Origin of the sequence: Oceanicoccus sp. KOV_DT_Chl, assembly GCF_900120175.1 — a bacterium.
Classification (GTDB): Bacteria; Pseudomonadota; Gammaproteobacteria; order Pseudomonadales; family Dasaniaceae; genus Oceanicoccus.
Genome location: NZ_FQLF01000002.1, coordinates 2,148,956 through 2,165,368, shown reverse-complemented (window position 1 = coordinate 2,165,368; position 16,413 = coordinate 2,148,956). Strand labels below are relative to the sequence as shown.

13 protein-coding genes and 1 pseudogene are annotated in these 16,413 nt (G+C 48.1%); 9 read left to right on the top strand and 5 right to left on the bottom strand.

Features of this window, described 5'->3' with window-relative positions:
• Nucleotides 1-41 precede the first annotated feature (41 nt).
• The 7 genes from prmA to coq7 all read left to right on the top strand — a co-directional run bounded on the left by prmA (nucleotide 42) and on the right by coq7 (nucleotide 8,058).
• Nucleotides 42-938, top strand: coding sequence for a 50S ribosomal protein L11 methyltransferase (gene prmA / locus UNITIG_RS13980; RefSeq protein WP_101758933.1), 897 nt, complete (start codon nucleotides 42-44; stop codon nucleotides 936-938).
• A gap of 123 nt (nucleotides 939-1,061) precedes the next feature.
• Complete coding sequence (locus UNITIG_RS23605) at nucleotides 1,062-2,615, top strand: DUF3426 domain-containing protein (RefSeq protein ID WP_101758932.1); 1,554 nt, start codon at nucleotides 1,062-1,064, stop codon at nucleotides 2,613-2,615.
• Nucleotides 2,616-2,900: 285 nt separating this feature from the next.
• Nucleotides 2,901-3,965 carry a tRNA dihydrouridine synthase DusB gene (gene dusB / locus UNITIG_RS13970; RefSeq protein WP_101758931.1) on the top strand — a complete coding sequence of 355 codons (1,065 nt, stop codon included), beginning with the start codon at nucleotides 2,901-2,903 and terminating at the stop codon, nucleotides 3,963-3,965.
• Nucleotides 3,962-4,312: a DNA-binding transcriptional regulator Fis gene (gene fis, locus UNITIG_RS13965; protein WP_200821294.1), complete on the top strand. Its 351-nt coding sequence runs from the start codon at nucleotides 3,962-3,964 to the stop codon at nucleotides 4,310-4,312. The genes dusB and fis overlap by 4 nt, the downstream gene beginning before the upstream one ends.
• A gap of 110 nt (nucleotides 4,313-4,422) precedes the next feature.
• On the top strand, nucleotides 4,423-6,000 hold the full coding sequence (purH, locus tag UNITIG_RS13960; protein ID WP_101758930.1) for a bifunctional phosphoribosylaminoimidazolecarboxamide formyltransferase/IMP cyclohydrolase: 1,578 nt from the start codon (nucleotides 4,423-4,425) through the stop codon (nucleotides 5,998-6,000).
• Between the two features lie 97 nt (nucleotides 6,001-6,097).
• On the top strand, nucleotides 6,098-7,387 hold the full coding sequence (gene purD, locus UNITIG_RS13955) for a phosphoribosylamine--glycine ligase (protein WP_101758929.1): 1,290 nt from the start codon (nucleotides 6,098-6,100) through the stop codon (nucleotides 7,385-7,387).
• A gap of 29 nt (nucleotides 7,388-7,416) precedes the next feature.
• Nucleotides 7,417-8,058, top strand: a complete 642-nt coding sequence (gene coq7, locus UNITIG_RS13950) for a 2-polyprenyl-3-methyl-6-methoxy-1,4-benzoquinone monooxygenase (RefSeq protein WP_101758928.1) — start codon at nucleotides 7,417-7,419, stop codon at nucleotides 8,056-8,058.
• Between the two features lie 315 nt (nucleotides 8,059-8,373).
• Here coq7 and rrtA read toward each other — a convergent pair whose 3' ends face one another.
• The 5 genes from rrtA to efp form a co-directional block, all read right to left on the bottom strand.
• A complete protein-coding gene (gene rrtA, locus UNITIG_RS13945) occupies nucleotides 8,374-8,964 on the bottom strand; it encodes a rhombosortase (protein ID WP_101758927.1) in 591 nt (196 codons plus the stop codon).
• Between the two features lie 60 nt (nucleotides 8,965-9,024).
• The gene (locus UNITIG_RS13940; protein ID WP_101758926.1) at nucleotides 9,025-10,989 is read right to left on the bottom strand and encodes a cadherin domain-containing protein; all 1,965 of its coding nucleotides are present in this window, start codon (nucleotides 10,987-10,989) and stop codon (nucleotides 9,025-9,027) included.
• 136 nt (nucleotides 10,990-11,125) lie between these two features.
• Complete coding sequence (locus tag UNITIG_RS25630; RefSeq protein WP_369809203.1) at nucleotides 11,126-11,245, bottom strand: hypothetical protein; 120 nt, start codon at nucleotides 11,243-11,245, stop codon at nucleotides 11,126-11,128.
• A gap of 447 nt (nucleotides 11,246-11,692) precedes the next feature.
• Nucleotides 11,693-12,658: an EF-P lysine aminoacylase EpmA gene (gene epmA, locus UNITIG_RS13930; protein ID WP_101758924.1), complete on the bottom strand. Its 966-nt coding sequence runs from the start codon at nucleotides 12,656-12,658 to the stop codon at nucleotides 11,693-11,695.
• A gap of 54 nt (nucleotides 12,659-12,712) precedes the next feature.
• Entirely contained in the window at nucleotides 12,713-13,282 is a 570-nt protein-coding gene (efp, locus tag UNITIG_RS13925; RefSeq protein ID WP_101758923.1) for an elongation factor P, read from the bottom strand.
• 48 nt (nucleotides 13,283-13,330) lie between these two features.
• Here efp and epmB point away from each other — a divergent pair.
• Together epmB and UNITIG_RS13915 are read left to right on the top strand one after the other, a co-directional pair.
• A pseudogene (gene epmB / locus UNITIG_RS13920) lies at nucleotides 13,331-14,375 on the top strand (EF-P beta-lysylation protein EpmB).
• A 130-nt stretch (nucleotides 14,376-14,505) separates the two neighbouring features.
• On the top strand, nucleotides 14,506-16,311 hold the full coding sequence (locus tag UNITIG_RS13915) for a hypothetical protein (protein WP_101758922.1): 1,806 nt from the start codon (nucleotides 14,506-14,508) through the stop codon (nucleotides 16,309-16,311).
• The last annotated feature ends 102 nt before the right edge of the window (nucleotides 16,312-16,413 follow it).

Sequence of the window (16,413 nt, the reverse complement as noted above, 5' to 3'; positions counted from 1 at the left end):
CTCTCCACTTTACCGGCAGCATTCAGACTGATGCAATAACAATGAGCTGGCTACAACTGCGGGTGCAAACCACCCGCGAACAAACCGGAGCGGTCGAAGATGCATTGCTAGCGGCTGGCGCAGTCTCGGTCACCATGGAAGATAACGCCGACCAACCGATTCTGGAGCCTGCGGTGGGCGAAACACCGCTCTGGAACAATACCCGCATCACCGGCTTATTCACTGCCGACACAGATACCGATCAGGCCACCGTCATCGCCACCGCTAGTTACTCTTGCGTTTACCCCAATCAACACCTGCCAAGCTATCGATGGGAGATTCTGGAAGATAAGGATTGGGAGCGTGAGTGGATGGATAATTTCCACCCTATGCGCTTTGGCCGACGACTGTGGATTTGCCCCAGCTGGAAACAGCCGCCCGAGCCCAACGACGTAAACCTGATGCTGGACCCCGGCTTAGCCTTTGGCACCGGCACCCACCCCACCACTGCACTGTGTCTGGAATGGCTGGATAGCATCGATGTGAAAGGCAAAACCGTTCTGGATTATGGTTGCGGCTCCGGTATTCTCGGCATCGCTGCCTTACTCCTAGGCGCGACGCAAGTCATTGCTGTCGACAACGACCCGCAGGCGCTGATTGCCACTTTGGATAATGCGCGCCGCAATAACATCGCCAGCGAGCATATTCACACCTACCTCCCCGAAGATGCCCCCGCGGATATTCAGGCGGACATCACTGTTGCCAACATCCTCGCCGGCCCGCTAGCTGAGTTGGCACCCACTATCAGCAAACTAACCACCGAGCATGGACTACTGGCATTATCCGGAATTATCTCCAGTCAGGCAGAAGAGTTACGGCAGCACTATCTGCAATGGTTTGAAATGGATGCAGTCGTGCTTGAGCAAGATTGGGCCAGGCTCTCTGGCAGCAAACGCTAAACCTCACATCAATCCCCAGCCTGACTTCACAAAGTAAATAACAAAGCCGCTTTAAGCCCTCGTTTTTTCTGAAAAAAGCGATACACTTAATCTTTATTAACTGCACCATCAGGAACCACCGCTATGACCAGTCAGGTCACCCAATGCCCCAGCTGTCACACCTCGTTTCGAGTCACCGAGGCTCAACTTGGTATTGCCAATGGCGCAGTCCGCTGCGGCTCCTGCCTGCATATCTTTAAGGCTCCCGAACACTGGCTCAACAATCCACAGCCCGCTGCACCAGCAGAAACCTCGCTGTTTGAAGAAGAACCAAGCAACGCGCCTGCAGCCGCCAGCAGTCCCGATTATGAAGATCTGTTTAATGATGACCCTGAACAGGATGGGATGGATAACATTTTCGACGATGACATGTTCGCCGATGATGACTTTGACCTGCTTGCTGATTCCAGCAGCGATGAGCCTGTGCAGGATGTTAGCACCGGGGAAGACCTGCCACCTGACGACACGAATGAACTCGAGGATACGAACAACGAGGACAGCCCGACCTTCGCTCCCGAACCAGAAGTAGACGTAGAAAGTAAACCTGACGAAGCTTTGGCGCTGGCAGAATCGCAAGGTGATGATGAAGACGATTACTTAATCAGCGACAGTATCATCAATACCGATCTCGATCTGGAAATAGAGCCCAATATTAATAGCGAAGAAGAGTTTGGTTTCAGCGACTCGTTTCTCCAGCTTAACGAGGGAAAACCGGAGTCCAGCTCCTTATTTAAAGAGCTTGACGATCTCGGCGGTGATGAAGAATCCATTCAGGAAGATGCCTGGGCCAGAAAATTACTGGAAGAGGACGAACCCAAATATGAGGAGCCCGCCGCTGATGAACAGCCAGAAGAATTAGCCGATGATGCCTTTAGTGATTTATTTGATGCCCTGGAAGACGACCAGCCGGCCATGGATAACGAGCTACAGGATATTCTCAATGATCGCAGCGATGAAGGTTATGAGCTAGAGCACGAAGACTCTGAGCAAAGTCTCGAAGAACCCGCCAGTCTCGTCGAAGAAGAATTTGTCCTTGGCAATGAGTCGCTAATGGCTGGCGAGCGTATCGGTCAACATCATGGCAACCACAATAGCCTGCTGCATGCGATCGAATCCGAACCTGTCATCATGGCAATGCCTACCGATCACTCCCGCTGGGTCAAAAGAGCCTGGGTGAGCAGTATTGTCATCGCTCTGCTGATGTTTGCCGCCCAGTATCTGATATTTAATTTTGACCGACTAGCCCGCGACCCTGATTATCGCCCACTGTTAACTACCGCCTGCGATACTATCGGCTGCAAAATCCCAAGCCTGGATGACATCAACAGCATCCTTTCCTCAAACCTGATGGTACGCAGCCACCCCAACGCTCAACAGGCACTGGTGGTCGACGCCATTATCATTAACCGCGCCGATTTCAAGCAACGCTTTCCCATCATGGAACTGCAATTCACCGACCTTGATGGCGATATTGTCGCCGGCCGCCAATTCTCACCGTCAGAATATCTGGCCGGTGAGCTAAGCGGTGACGAGCTAATGCCGATGAAACAGCCGGTACATATTTCACTAGAGATCGTTGACCCCGGCGAACAGGCGGTTAACTATCAATTGCGCTTCCACCCCCACCAAGGCAGCTAGCTCGGGCAGTCCAACTGCCTGTGTTTCACTCACTAGCAATAGTCAGGGGGATAGCCTGCCCAAAACTCCGCACCTGAACAAAAGTCAACCAAAAAATTGTATAAAAGTTGTCCGATAAGGCTTTATCCTGATGGCACTTATCAGTATGATAGCGCCTCTTTTTTGGCAGCCAGGATGCGGTCAAAAATGTGAGGATGCCACGGTTCGTTTTATCACTCGCGCAGTAGTTAGCAACCGAAAAATACCCATAAACATTACCACTAGCTCCACTATTCAGGATGTGCAGTGTTTCAAATTGGTCCCTATTCATTGGCCAGTCGAGTCGTACTCGCACCTATGGCCGGCGTTACCGACCTTCCGTTTCGGCAGTTGTGCCGACGGTTTGGAGCCGGCTTGGTGGTGTCTGAAATGGTTACCAGTGACAGTCGTTTATGGCATACACGGAAGTCACAACAGCGGCTAACGCACTGTGATGAACTGGAACCACGGTCAGTACAAATAGCAGGCGGGGACGCGGTCATGATGGCGGCAGCAGCGCGCCTGAATGTCGAACGTGGTGCCCAGATTATTGATATCAATATGGGCTGCCCAGCAAAGAAAGTTTGCAAGAAAGCCGCAGGCTCTGCACTGATGAAAGACCAGAAACTGGTCGCTGAAATTTTACATGCGGTAGTGGCTGCGGTTGATGTACCGGTTACGCTGAAGATTCGCACCGGCTGGTCCACTGAGCAACGCAATGGCCTGGATATTGCCCGTATCGCTGAGGATTGTGGTATTGCCGCATTGGCAGTACATGGCAGAACCAAAGCCTGTCGTTTTAATGGTCAGGCTGAGTACGACACCATCGCTGCCATCAAAGCAGCCATTGCTATTCCGGTGTTTGCTAACGGTGATATAGATTCACCACAGAAAGCCAAACAAGTCATGGATTACACCAACGCCGATGCCGTGATGATCGGTCGCGCCGCCCAAGGCAGGCCCTGGTTATGCCGGGAAATAGATCACTTTTTAGCAAGCGGTGAACTGCTAGCATCACCTGGTAAAGAAGAAATTAAGCGCGTCCTATTGCAACATCTGGACGCACTCCACACCTTTTATGGTGAATTTATGGGAGTCAAAATCGCCCGCAAACACGTGGGCTGGTATTTAACAGACGGAGTGACTGACAATCAGGCATTTCGCAAAAAATTCAATCAAATCGAAGATGCCATTGAACAATGCTTGGCAATCGATTGGTATTTTGAACAACAGAGTGCAGAACTCTTTAATCATCAACCCTTTCAATATGAACAAGGTACGCGGCAATCCAAAGCCGATACCGCAAGCAACCAAGAGGTAATCGCAGCATGAAAAACAATGACACTCTCCCTGGCAGCGCGCCAACCCCAGTCGCTGAATCAGTGTCAGAACTTGAACTGAACAATCAAGATCAAACCAAGCAGCATTTGACTAACGCCCCAGTCGCGCAAGCGCAAACCTTACGTGACAGCGTATCAATCGCCCTGAAAAACTATTTCTCACACCTGGAAGGTCAGGATGTTACTGACGTGTATGAAATGGTGTTATCAGAAGTAGAAGCGCCGTTGCTAGAAGAAGTGATGAAGTACACTCGTAGCAACCAGACCAAAGCCTCTGTCCTGCTTGGTCTGAACCGCGGTACTTTACGTAAAAAATTGAAGCAGTACGGCCTGCTATAAGTTAACTGACGAAAAGACGAAGGGGGTGATGTGTCACCCCTTTTTCCATTTTAAGACAGCACAAAAATCTCACCCTTTTCTTTCATTGATAAAAGTTTGAACTGACCGCTATGAGCAACGACCAAAATTTTCTGCCCATCAAACGCGCACTGATCAGCGTCTCCGATAAATCCGGCATTGTTGAATTCGCCCAAGCCCTGGTAGCACAAGGCGTAGAAATTCTTTCTACCGGTGGCACTTATAAACTTCTGTGCGACAACGATATCAACGCGATCGAAGTATCCGACTACACCGGCTTTCCAGAAATGATGGACGGCAGAGTTAAAACCCTGCACCCCAAAGTACACGGCGGTATTTTAGCCCGTCGCGGACAAGACGATGCGGTGATGGCAGAACACGGCATCAACGCCATCGATATGGTAGTCGTCAATTTATACCCCTTTGAAAAAACCGTTGCCAACCCCGATTGCTCACTGGCTGACGCGATTGAAAATATCGACATTGGTGGACCGACTATGGTCCGCGCCGCCGCTAAAAATAATGCCTTCGTTAATATCGTCGTTAACGCCAGCGATTACGAAACCATTCTAGAAGAGATGAAAGCCAACAACGGTTCCACTTCGCAAGCCACGCGCTTTGATTTAGCGATCAAAGCTTATGAACACACTGCGGCTTACGACGGCGCTATCGCTAATTACTTCGGTAAAAAAGTACCTGGCGGCAATGACAATTTTGCCCGTACTTTTAATGCCCAATTCACTAAAGCCCAGGACATGCGCTACGGTGAAAACTCTCACCAGAATTCAGCGTTTTATGTAGAAAAAAATCCAACTGCTGGTTGCATTGCCACTGCCAAACAATTGCAGGGTAAAGAATTAAGCTACAACAATATTGCCGACACCGATGCCGCGCTGGAGTGCGTTAAACAATTTGATGAGCCAGCGTGTGTCATCGTCAAACACGCCAACCCTTGCGGCGTTGCGATTGCCGATAATATTCAAACGGCCTACGACCTGGCTTTCCAAACTGATACCGAGTCTGCATTCGGCGGTATTATCGCTTTCAACCGCGAACTGGATGCCAACACCGCTAAAATGATTTGTGATCGTCAATTTGTCGAAGTTATTATTGCACCATCTATTAGCGCCGAAGCAAAAGCCGCGGTCGCCGAAAAGAAAAATGTTCGTTTGCTAGAGTGCGGTCAATGGTCAGCACCACAAGCAGATTACGATTTGAAACGCGTTAACGGCGGCCTGCTAGTACAAGACCGCGACCTGGGCATTATCACCGCCAGCGATTTGAAAATCGTTACTAAACGCCAGCCAACTGCCGATGAGATTCGCGATTTATTATTTACCTGGAAAGTCGCCAAATTCGTCAAGTCCAATGCCATTGTTTACGGTAGCGCTGGTCGCACCGTGGGTGTTGGCGCTGGCCAAATGAGCCGCATTAATTCAGCACGTATTGCTGGCATTAAAGCAGAGCATGCAGGTCTGGAGGTGAAAGGTTCGGTAATGGCATCAGACGCTTTCTTCCCATTTCGTGACGGTATCGATAATGCAGCCCAAGCAGGTATTAGCTGTGTGATACAGCCCGGCGGATCGATTCGCGACGATGAAGTTATCGCCGCTGCGGATGAAGCAAATATGGCCATGGTATTTACCAGCATGCGTCACTTTAGACACTAACACGCCAGCTAAAGTTTGCCGGTTATTAACGAGTCAGCGCAAAGTAACCGGCACTATTTTTTAAAAGCTGACACAATGCTTTTGGACTAAAAAATCTATGAACGTACTTATCATTGGCTCCGGTGGCCGTGAACACGCATTGGCATGGAAAGCCGCTCAATCCAATAATGTAGAAACCGTTTTTGTAGCACCCGGTAATGCCGGCACCGCCACAGAAGCAAACTGCACCAACATCAATATTGATGTGATGGATTTCACCACTCAGGTTGAATTTGCTAAAGCCAACAATATTGGCCTAACGATTATTGGCCCCGAAGCACCCTTGGTCGAAGGCGTTGTTGATTTCTTCAGCGCCCAAGGCTTACGCTGTTTTGGCCCCAGCAAAGGCGCGGCGCAATTAGAAGGCTCGAAATCCTTTACCAAAGATTTTTTAGCGCGACACAATATCCCCACTGCCAGTTATGCAACGTTTACAGAAGTCGAGCCTGCACTGAGCTACTTGCAACAACAGGGCGCACCCATCGTCATTAAAGCCGATGGTTTGGCGGCGGGCAAAGGTGTAATTGTTGCCATGACGGAACAGGAAGCTGAAGATGCAATCCGCGATATGTTAGCGGGCAATGCCTTCGGCGAAGCCGGCCACCGCGTAGTCATTGAAGGCTTTCTGGAAGGTGAAGAAGCCAGCTTTATTGTGATGGTCGACGGTAAAAATATTTTACCGATGGCTACCAGTCAAGATCACAAACGGGTTGGTGATGGCGACAGCGGTCCTAACACCGGCGGTATGGGAGCCTACTCACCAGCACCGGTAGTCACCGACGAAGTCTATCAGCGTATTATGAAAGAAGTTATCGAGCCTACTGTTAAAGGTATGGCAGCAGAAGGCAATGATTACACTGGCTTTCTTTACGCCGGTTTAATGATTAATGCTAATGGCGATCCACAAGTCATCGAATACAATTGCCGTTTTGGCGACCCGGAAACACAGCCGATTATGATGCGCTTAAAAGGCGATCTGGTTGCCATGTGCGAAGCCGCCATCGATGGAGAACTGGATAAAGTCTCTGCCGAATGGGATAGCCGCTGCGCTGTAGGTGTTGTGTTAGCCGCTGGCGGTTACCCGGAAAGCTATAACAAAGGTGATGTTATTAGCGGGCTGGATGCTGCTGCGAAAATCGCCGATGCAAAAGTTTTTCACGCCGGCACAGCACTGAATAACGAACAGGTCGTCACCAGTGGTGGCCGAGTATTATGTGCAACAGCTCTGGGCGACACCGTTACCGCCGCGCAACAATTAGCTTACCAACAAGTCAAAGCCATAGACTGGAATAAGGTCTATTATAGAAATGATATTGCTTACCGCGCGATTGCTCGCGAGCAAAGTTAAGCACAAAATTTCAACCTAGGAAAAACCCTATGCAGCGTCACTTGTCCCTAATCGACAAATTGATCATCAACGCGGATCAAGCGCTGCGTACTTTGGTGCCAAACGCTGCCGCCGCAAGTCAGGCCAGTCCAGCCGAATCCAAACCCCACAGCGAGCTGGATAGCACCCAGCAAAAACATGTGGCAGGTTTAATGCGTATCAATCACACCGGTGAGGTTTGTGCGCAGGCGCTATATCAAGGACAGGCCTTAACCGCCAAATTGCCAACAGTGCGCGCAGAAATGGAACAGGCTGCGCAAGAGGAAATCGATCATTTGGTGTGGTGCGAACAGCGCTTAAACCAACTGGGTAGTCACACCAGTATTTTTAATCCGTTATTTTATGCTGCCTCTTTTACCCTCGGTGCAGCAGCCGGCATTGCCGGTGATAAGTGGAGTTTGGGATTTGTTGCCGCCACCGAAGATCAAGTGTGCAAACACATTACTGATCATTTAACGCAATTGCCTGCAGAGGATGAAAAAAGTCGCGCCATTCTTGAAACCATGCTGGCAGATGAACAACAGCACGGTGATCGCGCACTGGCTGCAGGCGGCCATCCGTTTTCAACTAAAACAAAAAAATTGATGACGGCAATGTCTAAAGTGATGACCAAAACAACTTATCGGATTTAACGCTGCCAATTTTTCTGTGTTGGTAAACGCATAAACCGTTATCGTCATTCATTGATTTATAAGGGATTTGGCCAGCTATACGAAGCGTTGATGTAGAAAAGCCCGAAGATGGGAATGAAGCCGACTGTATGTTACAAATACTTCTGCTTCGGTAGTTGACCCACTACAGACTTTGTATGGGACAAGAAGGATGTAGTCGCCTTGTTTAAATCTATCTATCGTTAAAGGGGGCTACCCCCTTTAACGAACCCTCCGGCACCTTTAATTGGAAAGTAGCCTTTCTAATCATTGTTATCGATTTTTATGCAGCCATAGTTAAACCTGATGAAAAATCCTATCTTTAAATTTGAAAAATAAAAGCAGAATAAGACTGGAAATCAACCCAAAAAGATGGGATTCAACGGACACATCTCCATTAATTACCGTAGTACCTGAAAAGATTGCGCCACAGAATTGCTCATACAAAACCTTGCTGACTAGCCCTGCTATTAAGATAAATCTTGTGATTTTGTTTATGGATCTATCCAAACCAATTGATAACAACATCAGGCTGTGAATAATGGCTGAAAATCCAACATACCACTCAACTCCACTCAGCCAGAGCATAGTCGATATAGATAATGCACTAACAAGAATACAGATTAGCCATTGGAATTGATCAAAAACTCTGCGAAATATTATCCAGCCAACAATAGCAGCCACCATGTTTAATGCCGCATGAGTAGGCCCCAAGTGAACCAGGTGACAAGTGATTAAGCGATACCACTGGCCACTATTTATTCGATCTCGATCAAAACTCAGCTGATCAGTAACGCCGTCGCCAAGTGCTGATAACACCCCTACTGTAATTGTCAGGATCAGTATTGGTAACTGTGTCAGGAGTATATTTTTAAGTTGCTCGATCATATCCAACACTGTTAAAAAAAGGGTAGCTAAAGCCACCCTTTATTAGAGATCTAAATAATATTAACTAGAAGGTTGCTTGAGCCTTGCTATCAATAACGGCAGCAGTGCGAATAAGAATACCATGTCAATGGAACCTCCACGTCGTCTAACTGTAGGGGCCACTTGATCTCCATCTACTTCAAGCTCTGGTTCTGGCTCTGGTTCTGGCTCTGGTTCTGGCTCTGGTTCTGGCTCTGGCTCTGGCTCTGGTTCTGGTTCTGGTTCTGGCTCTGGCTCTGGCTCTGGCTCTGGTTCTGGTTCTGGCTCTGGTTCTGGTTCTGGGATAACAGGCAGGTCAGGATCATCAATAACCGTCAACGAAAAAGTTTTTTCAAAGGTATTACCAATGGCATCAGCAGTACGAACCCTGATGTTTAAGTTCGGTGTAATAGCGTACTCTACGTTAGCGTTAACACGGAGAGAATTTCCAGATATTGACACAAAACTATTATCCTCATCGCCAGCACCAACCACAAGCGAATAGATAAAAGTATCGCCAGAGGTAGCATCCGTCGAAGAAAGAGTGCCAATCTCAGTACCAACAGAAACTCCTTCGGTAAAGGTCAAACTAGTTATGCTGATATCAGTTGGGGCAAGCTCATCAACATCTTCGACTGCAATGGTAAAGCTTGCCAATTCAACGTCAACTCCATCCGACACCTGCACAATCACATCATGGCTAGTATCCGTTTCAAAATCGAGAGTACTTGCGTTGGCAACAGTAATAACACCAGTCGAAGAATCAATAGTAAATCGACCGCTTGCATCATCAACCAGAGAGTAAGTGAGTGTTTGTGAGGTATCAGTATCGGTCGACTCAATCGTTACACCTACCACATCACCGTTTGCTGCCAATTCAGAAACGATATTAGTATCACTATCGATATCAATCGGTGTAGTAGGAATCGCGTTAGGAACTTCTGCTACGGATATATCGGCAGTAGAAAAACCACCGTCATCACTGGTTAATTCAATGTTACTCCGTTCTCCAGGGGTTGCCCCAGGTGGAATAACTACATCAACATTAACAGTTTGTGATGCGCCATTAGTTAAACTGAAGGCACCAACGGGTGATGTAATTGATGCGGTCCAACCAGCAGCCGATGACGTCACATTGGCGTTAATAGTCGCGAGGTTACCGCCTGAAGTATTCGTGACTACAAAGGGTATAGAAATCGTTGTACCCGGAATAGCTTCGGAAATAACCGGAGCCGTAACCAGTAGATTACCTGAAGCAGTGACAAAGAACTTTTCGGCAGCCTTGACCGTCCAAGTGTCGCCCGCAGCTAGGTTGACGGTACGCCATTCAAGCGCGTAACCATTATCGGTAGCGGGGTTAGTATCAATAGTATTGTTTAACGCAGAAGCATTAGCAGAGGTATATACATTAAAGTAGTCCTCACTTTGGTAAGCGTGGGGCGAGTCTACACCCTGTAACATAAAACGCTGCACGAGTCCGCCACCGGTGCGCTCTACGCCAACTGTTTCATTAGCCGCTTCATAAAAGCCCGCGCCATTATCGCCACCTGAAAGAAAAGTATCCTCACCATGAAAAAAACGGATGTCTGCAGCGGTTATACCACTATTGTTTGTGACGCTCCAAAGGTTGGTATAAAAACTGTCACCATCAATGTAAGTAATGATGTGTTTGTATGCATAATCGCCCGCAGTCCAGACAGCAGTAATACGACTTTTAATACCAGTTTCCGCAGTCAATGAATCAAGTGTCGGAGTTTGTGAGCCTGTAAAATAACCGAACTTATACCCATTACCATCTTGATAAAGCCGAGAACCTTTAGCTGTTCCCGCAAATACTTGTGAAACAAAAGAAGATCCATTGTGGCGTTCTACATTCATTGTTCCGCTGTTTCTATAAGTGATACGCAAATCGCCAGTAGTTGATAAATTACCACCGATTACTTGATCCGCTGCTACCTGCACGCTAGACATCGCGAAGAATAAAACCCCTAAAAGTACCTTCCGCATTCCGACAATTCCTTCCTTTTTAGTGAAAAATCTAAGTAGCTGCGAAAATTACCCTCATTTATAGATCAAGTATATAAGGGTATTTATATAGTTATATAAGTACTTCTACAACTAAAAAAGTGCCGGAGGGATTATTTTAAATGCGCCTAAAGGAGCGGTTCATATAGTATGCATAGCAACTGGCAACCACTTTCATTACCTGATAAATACTGTCTTTACCCTCAGCGTTAATCAACAGGTGAACATGTAGTGGCATAATTAATTTGGCCATCTAATTAGAGTTGGGGCGCCCGTTTTGGCACAGAAGCGTACATCGCTCCTGATTGCACCCTTGGTCGCTACGTGACCCATTACAGGCCCGAGTAATTACGTGCGCATTCCAGCTGGCAGGAAATTGGATAGGGTCGATCTTATCGCGGCACAATGTTGTTTCGAAGTATCTGCCAGAATGGCAAGTTGATAAATCGGAGTGACCTGAAAAAGGTTTATTTAGGGAAATCGTGCCAACGGTTTCTGTCAGGGGTCGGACCCACTTTTGTAAACAGCACAAAAGTGGGTCCGACCCCGCACTGTGCCATGGCAAGTATTATTTCTATCCGACCTCGTACCAACGTCTCTAATGTGGCACATTTGAGCCAAAGATATCGACTTATCTCGGAACTTTTAATGTCTGCTATGAAGCAGATTGCGACCACCTAAAATATCAAGCACGATCAGCAGTAAAACTAATAACATCTTTAATCGACGTAGCGCCCGCAACCAGCATCAATAATCGATCAAAACCCAAGGCCACACCCGCACAAGCCGGTAAACCTTGCGCCACCGCTGCCAATAAATACCGGTCAATCTCTCGCGGCTCGCGGCCCAACACTGCTCGCAATTGCTGGTCGCGCTGAAACCGCTGTTGCTGCTCTTCAGCATTAGTCAGTTCACAATAACCGTTAGCTAATTCCATACCCTGAAAATATAACTCAAACCGTTTGGCTACTAACACGCCGCGAGCATCCTTGGCGGTTTTCGCTAGCGCGGCTTGCGAGGCGGGATAGTCGGTAATAAATACCGGCACCGTAGCATCCAAATTAGGCTCGATAATTTCTGCCATTAACAGGTTCAACCAATCATCCTTGTGCTCGCTTTGCATTTGGATATCCAGCTGTGCTCTAGCCAACGTTTGTAAATCATCACAGCTAATCAGATGCGGATCAAAACCCAACTGTTGCTGAAACGCATCGCGATAAGTCAGGTACTGGCAGGGCGCGGAAATATTGAGTACCGCTTTAAGCAAGTCTGCCACTTCTTCCATCAACTGCACTTCGTCAAAGCCCGGGCGATACCATTCCAGCATGGAAAATTCCGGATTATGCCGGGAGCCCAACTCGCCTTTACGAAACGCTTTGCTAATTTGATAAATGGGTCCGGAACCTACGGCCAACAATCGCTTCATTGCGTATTCGGGAGAGGTTTGTAAAAAATAATTCGCTCCGGCGGCCAGTGGATTTTCCGCAGTGACGACATCCATATAAGGATCGGTGACGGAATATTGCGCCAGTAAGGGCGTTTCTACTTCCAGCACTTTTCGCTCGGCAAAAAATAACCGCACTTGCGCTAGCAATGCGGCTCGCTGATGTAAGTTGGCCATTGAGGCCGAGGGACGCCAGTAGTCGGTCATAGCTCAATTCGAAACATGGAAATTCGCCCGCGAAGATGACAGCGGGCGGCAAGCTTAACCTTTGGCGCGGCTAACATATTCACCTGTGCGGGTGTCAATTTTTAACACTTCGCCGGTTTCTATAAACAGCGGCACACGTACTACTGCGCCGGTCTGTAACGTGGCCGGTTTGCTGCCGCCTTGCGCCGTATCACCTTTCAATCCAGGATCAGTTTCAGCCACCTCAAGATCGACAAAATTGGGTACAGCAATGGTTAGAGGCGCGCCGTTATACAAAGTCACTACACAGCTATCCTGCTCTTTTAGCCACTTGGCCTCTTCCCCAACTGCGTTAGCATCAGCCTGATGCTGATCATAGGTCACCGGATCCATAAAATGCCAAAACTCACCATCGCTATAGAGGAATTCCATATCCACTTCCAGCACATCTGCACCTTCCAGGGTTTCACCCGATTTTAGCGAGCGCTCCCAAATACGACCTGTTCTCAAATTGCGAAACTTTACCCGGCTAAATGCCTGACCTTTACCAGGGCGTACAAACTCGTTCTCGACGATGGTACAAGGGTCGCCTTCCAACATAAGCTTAAGACCATTTTTAAATTCGTTGGTAGAATAGGTCGCCATTGTTATCCTCTCATTACTTTAAACAGCTACAAAAATATAAAGGCGCTAATGATACCTCAAACACAGCCAATCCGTCAGGCAGAAACTGTTGCGTTAACTACCCACCACAGTGATAGTTGGCAGCAGGCATTAGCCAATGTCATCCGCCAACCGCAACAACTGTTTGAGTTGCTGCAACTTGACCTGCAACACTTGCCCGCGGCGGTGGCTGCCTGTCAGGATTTTCCGCTACGAGTACCGCTCGCTTTTGCTGAGCGCATGGTGAAAGGGGACTGGAACGATCCATTACTACGGCAGGTACTGCCGCTTGGCCGGGAGCTGGATCTTCAACCCGGGTTTTCTCAAGACCCGCTGCAAGAAGCCAACAGCAACCCCCCCCGGCTTGATCCATAAATATCAGGGACGAGTATTGCTGGTAGTGAGTGGTGCCTGCGCCATCAACTGCCGTTACTGTTTTCGCCGCCATTTTCCTTATGAAGATAACAACCCTGGCCGCGCCCAATGGCAACAAACCCTCGATTATATTCGCCAGGATAGCAGTATCCATGAAGTGATTTTTAGTGGTGGCGACCCCTTGGTTGCCAGCGATACGCTACTAGCAGAGCTCAGCCAGCAAATCGCCGCTATTCCACATGTTACGACATTGCGTATTCACAGCCGCCTGCCAATAGTGATTCCCCAGCGCATTAACCAACAATGCCTAAGCTGGCTCACTGCAACACAGTTGCGTACCGTGATGGTGGTCCATAGCAATCATGCCAACGAAATTGATCAGCACGTTGGCCAAACCTTGCTACGGTTAAAAGACGCAGGTATTACGGTGTTAAATCAAGCAGTGCTATTGGCAGGGGTAAACGACGATGCCAAGACTTTACAGGAGCTTAGTCACCGCTTATTCGAATATGGAGCGCTACCTTATTACCTGCATTTACTCGATCAAGTTCAGGGGGCAGCCCACTTTCATGTGGGCCCGAAACAGGCCAAACTACTCACTCAGCAGCTATTGGCGCAACTGCCCGGCTACTTGGTGCCAAAATTGGTCAAGGAAACCCCTGCGGCGACCTCCAAAACGCCCATTGATCTGGGGCTGTAGCCGTACTACTCCTGACAGGCTAATAACGCACCATTTTGGTAAATCTGATATATAATTAAAATCAACGAGTTAGCGCATATACTTAGACAAGCACTACTCAAACCACTGAGATAAATAAAGCCGAATCAACATGAACAGCCCTGAAACCATCAGACTAAAATTACCCCGTCAGGAACTGGAGCGCAGCAGTTATTTTGATGGCGGAGACTCGGCAGTTGATGAGTGGGTAGGTCAATTGCGGATGGCTAATCTGGGTCAAACCACCAAGCAACTTTATCAGGCATTATCTGAGCTGAATCACGTCAGAATGCTGCCCGCGAAACGTATGGCTACCCTCGAAAAACTGCGGTCGCCCATTTATTTTGTCAGCCGCGCCCTTAGCAAACACTACCTCAACCAACCCGTAGTTCTACCGGAACAAGCGCGTAAAGTAGCCGATTTGGCCTACAGCCTGCAGTCGCAACTAGCCACCGGCTATACCCTTGTTGCCAGCCACACGGCAGCGCTGGGGAAAAAATCCGGTATTAGCAAACCCGACAATTTAATAGCACAAGCGTTACACCGCGCCATCACTGACCACACCTTAAATATTCAGCGTCACTACCAGCTCTATGAACCAGTAAATGATGGCGTATGGTATAAGCTGCACCAGTTCTATCTACTCGCCAAACAATGTCAGGTTCTTGAACACTTCATTGAAGATAAGGAATTTACCGGCTCCAGTGTTGCAGCCAGTTATATTCGCGGCCTACTCATAGGCTGCTGCAAACCCAATCAGCTCCGCCAGGAAGACTTTAATGGGATTTTTAAACCCCTTACTGACTGGGCAAGCCTTTGCCAAATAGAGCCTATTAACAACCAGCAACTGTTTGCGTTCAACCCAAACGACGACAGACCACCGCTGTATCGGGAACTTTACACAGCAAAAATTGATAACCAGTGGCTCAGTCTCAATACCAGTAAGCTCACTAGGCATTTATCCGAGACCCGTGAAGCCGCTGACCCCGATAGCCTAAAAGTAGGTAACGATTATAAAATCACTCTGGATCTACTTGGCCATCTCATCCTATCGTGGGGCACAGTCAGTAAACGTAACTTTATGCGTCTGGAAAACCACGATAACCTTGAACTGTGTGTAGGCCTGAGCGCCACCCATCACTTTGTATCCGGTGAACTCAGCTTTGAGGCATTGGTTGAAGAGCGCGGTGCCAAAACCTATACCATGCAACAAGACAACCCCTTCTTGAAAGCGCGAAGCCAATTGCATCGACAAAAGGATGTATGGGACAGTCCCTATGAGTCCAATGTTGGTCAAACCAGCGTATCGATAGAGTCGATTGACTATCACATTCGCAGCAATGAGACAGAAGAAAGCGCTAAAACCCCTGAGAAATATCGCAGCCACAGTGTGGAAATGATTAACTCAAGCGCTCATGGCTATTGCATCGAATGGCCACCACAAACCCGGGCGATGATTAAAACCGGTGAGATTGTTGGCATTAAAGAAGTGCATAGCCACAACTGGAATATTGCTGTAATCCGCTGGGTGAGCCATATAGATAATCAAACCCAGCTCGGACTGGAGTTAATCAGCCCAGGGGCATCACCTTATGGCTGCCGTATCATTCGCAAGACCGGCAGTGATGCGGAGTATGTCCGAGTACTGGTATTACCCGCAATCCCTATCACCAAGCAGCCAATGACCTTAATCACCCCACGCGTACCCTTTCGTTCGGGACAAAAAGTAGTGCTCAATCAACGCGGTAAAGAAGTCCAGCTGACCCTAACAGAAAAACTCAATCTCACTGGCGCCTATAATCAATTCAGTTTTAAACGCTTAAACAGTACTATTAGCAAAGCAAAGCCGACATCCAAAGATACGCTCTCAGGCCATGATTCCCCTGATGATTTTGACTCCGTATGGGGAAATCTGTGATAAAACACCTGCTTAGCGGTGCTAAATCAATTTTAACTTTGCGAAAGACTGATAGTTGGCGATAATAGCCACAGGTTCAAAAAACCCTTTTTTTCCTCATTT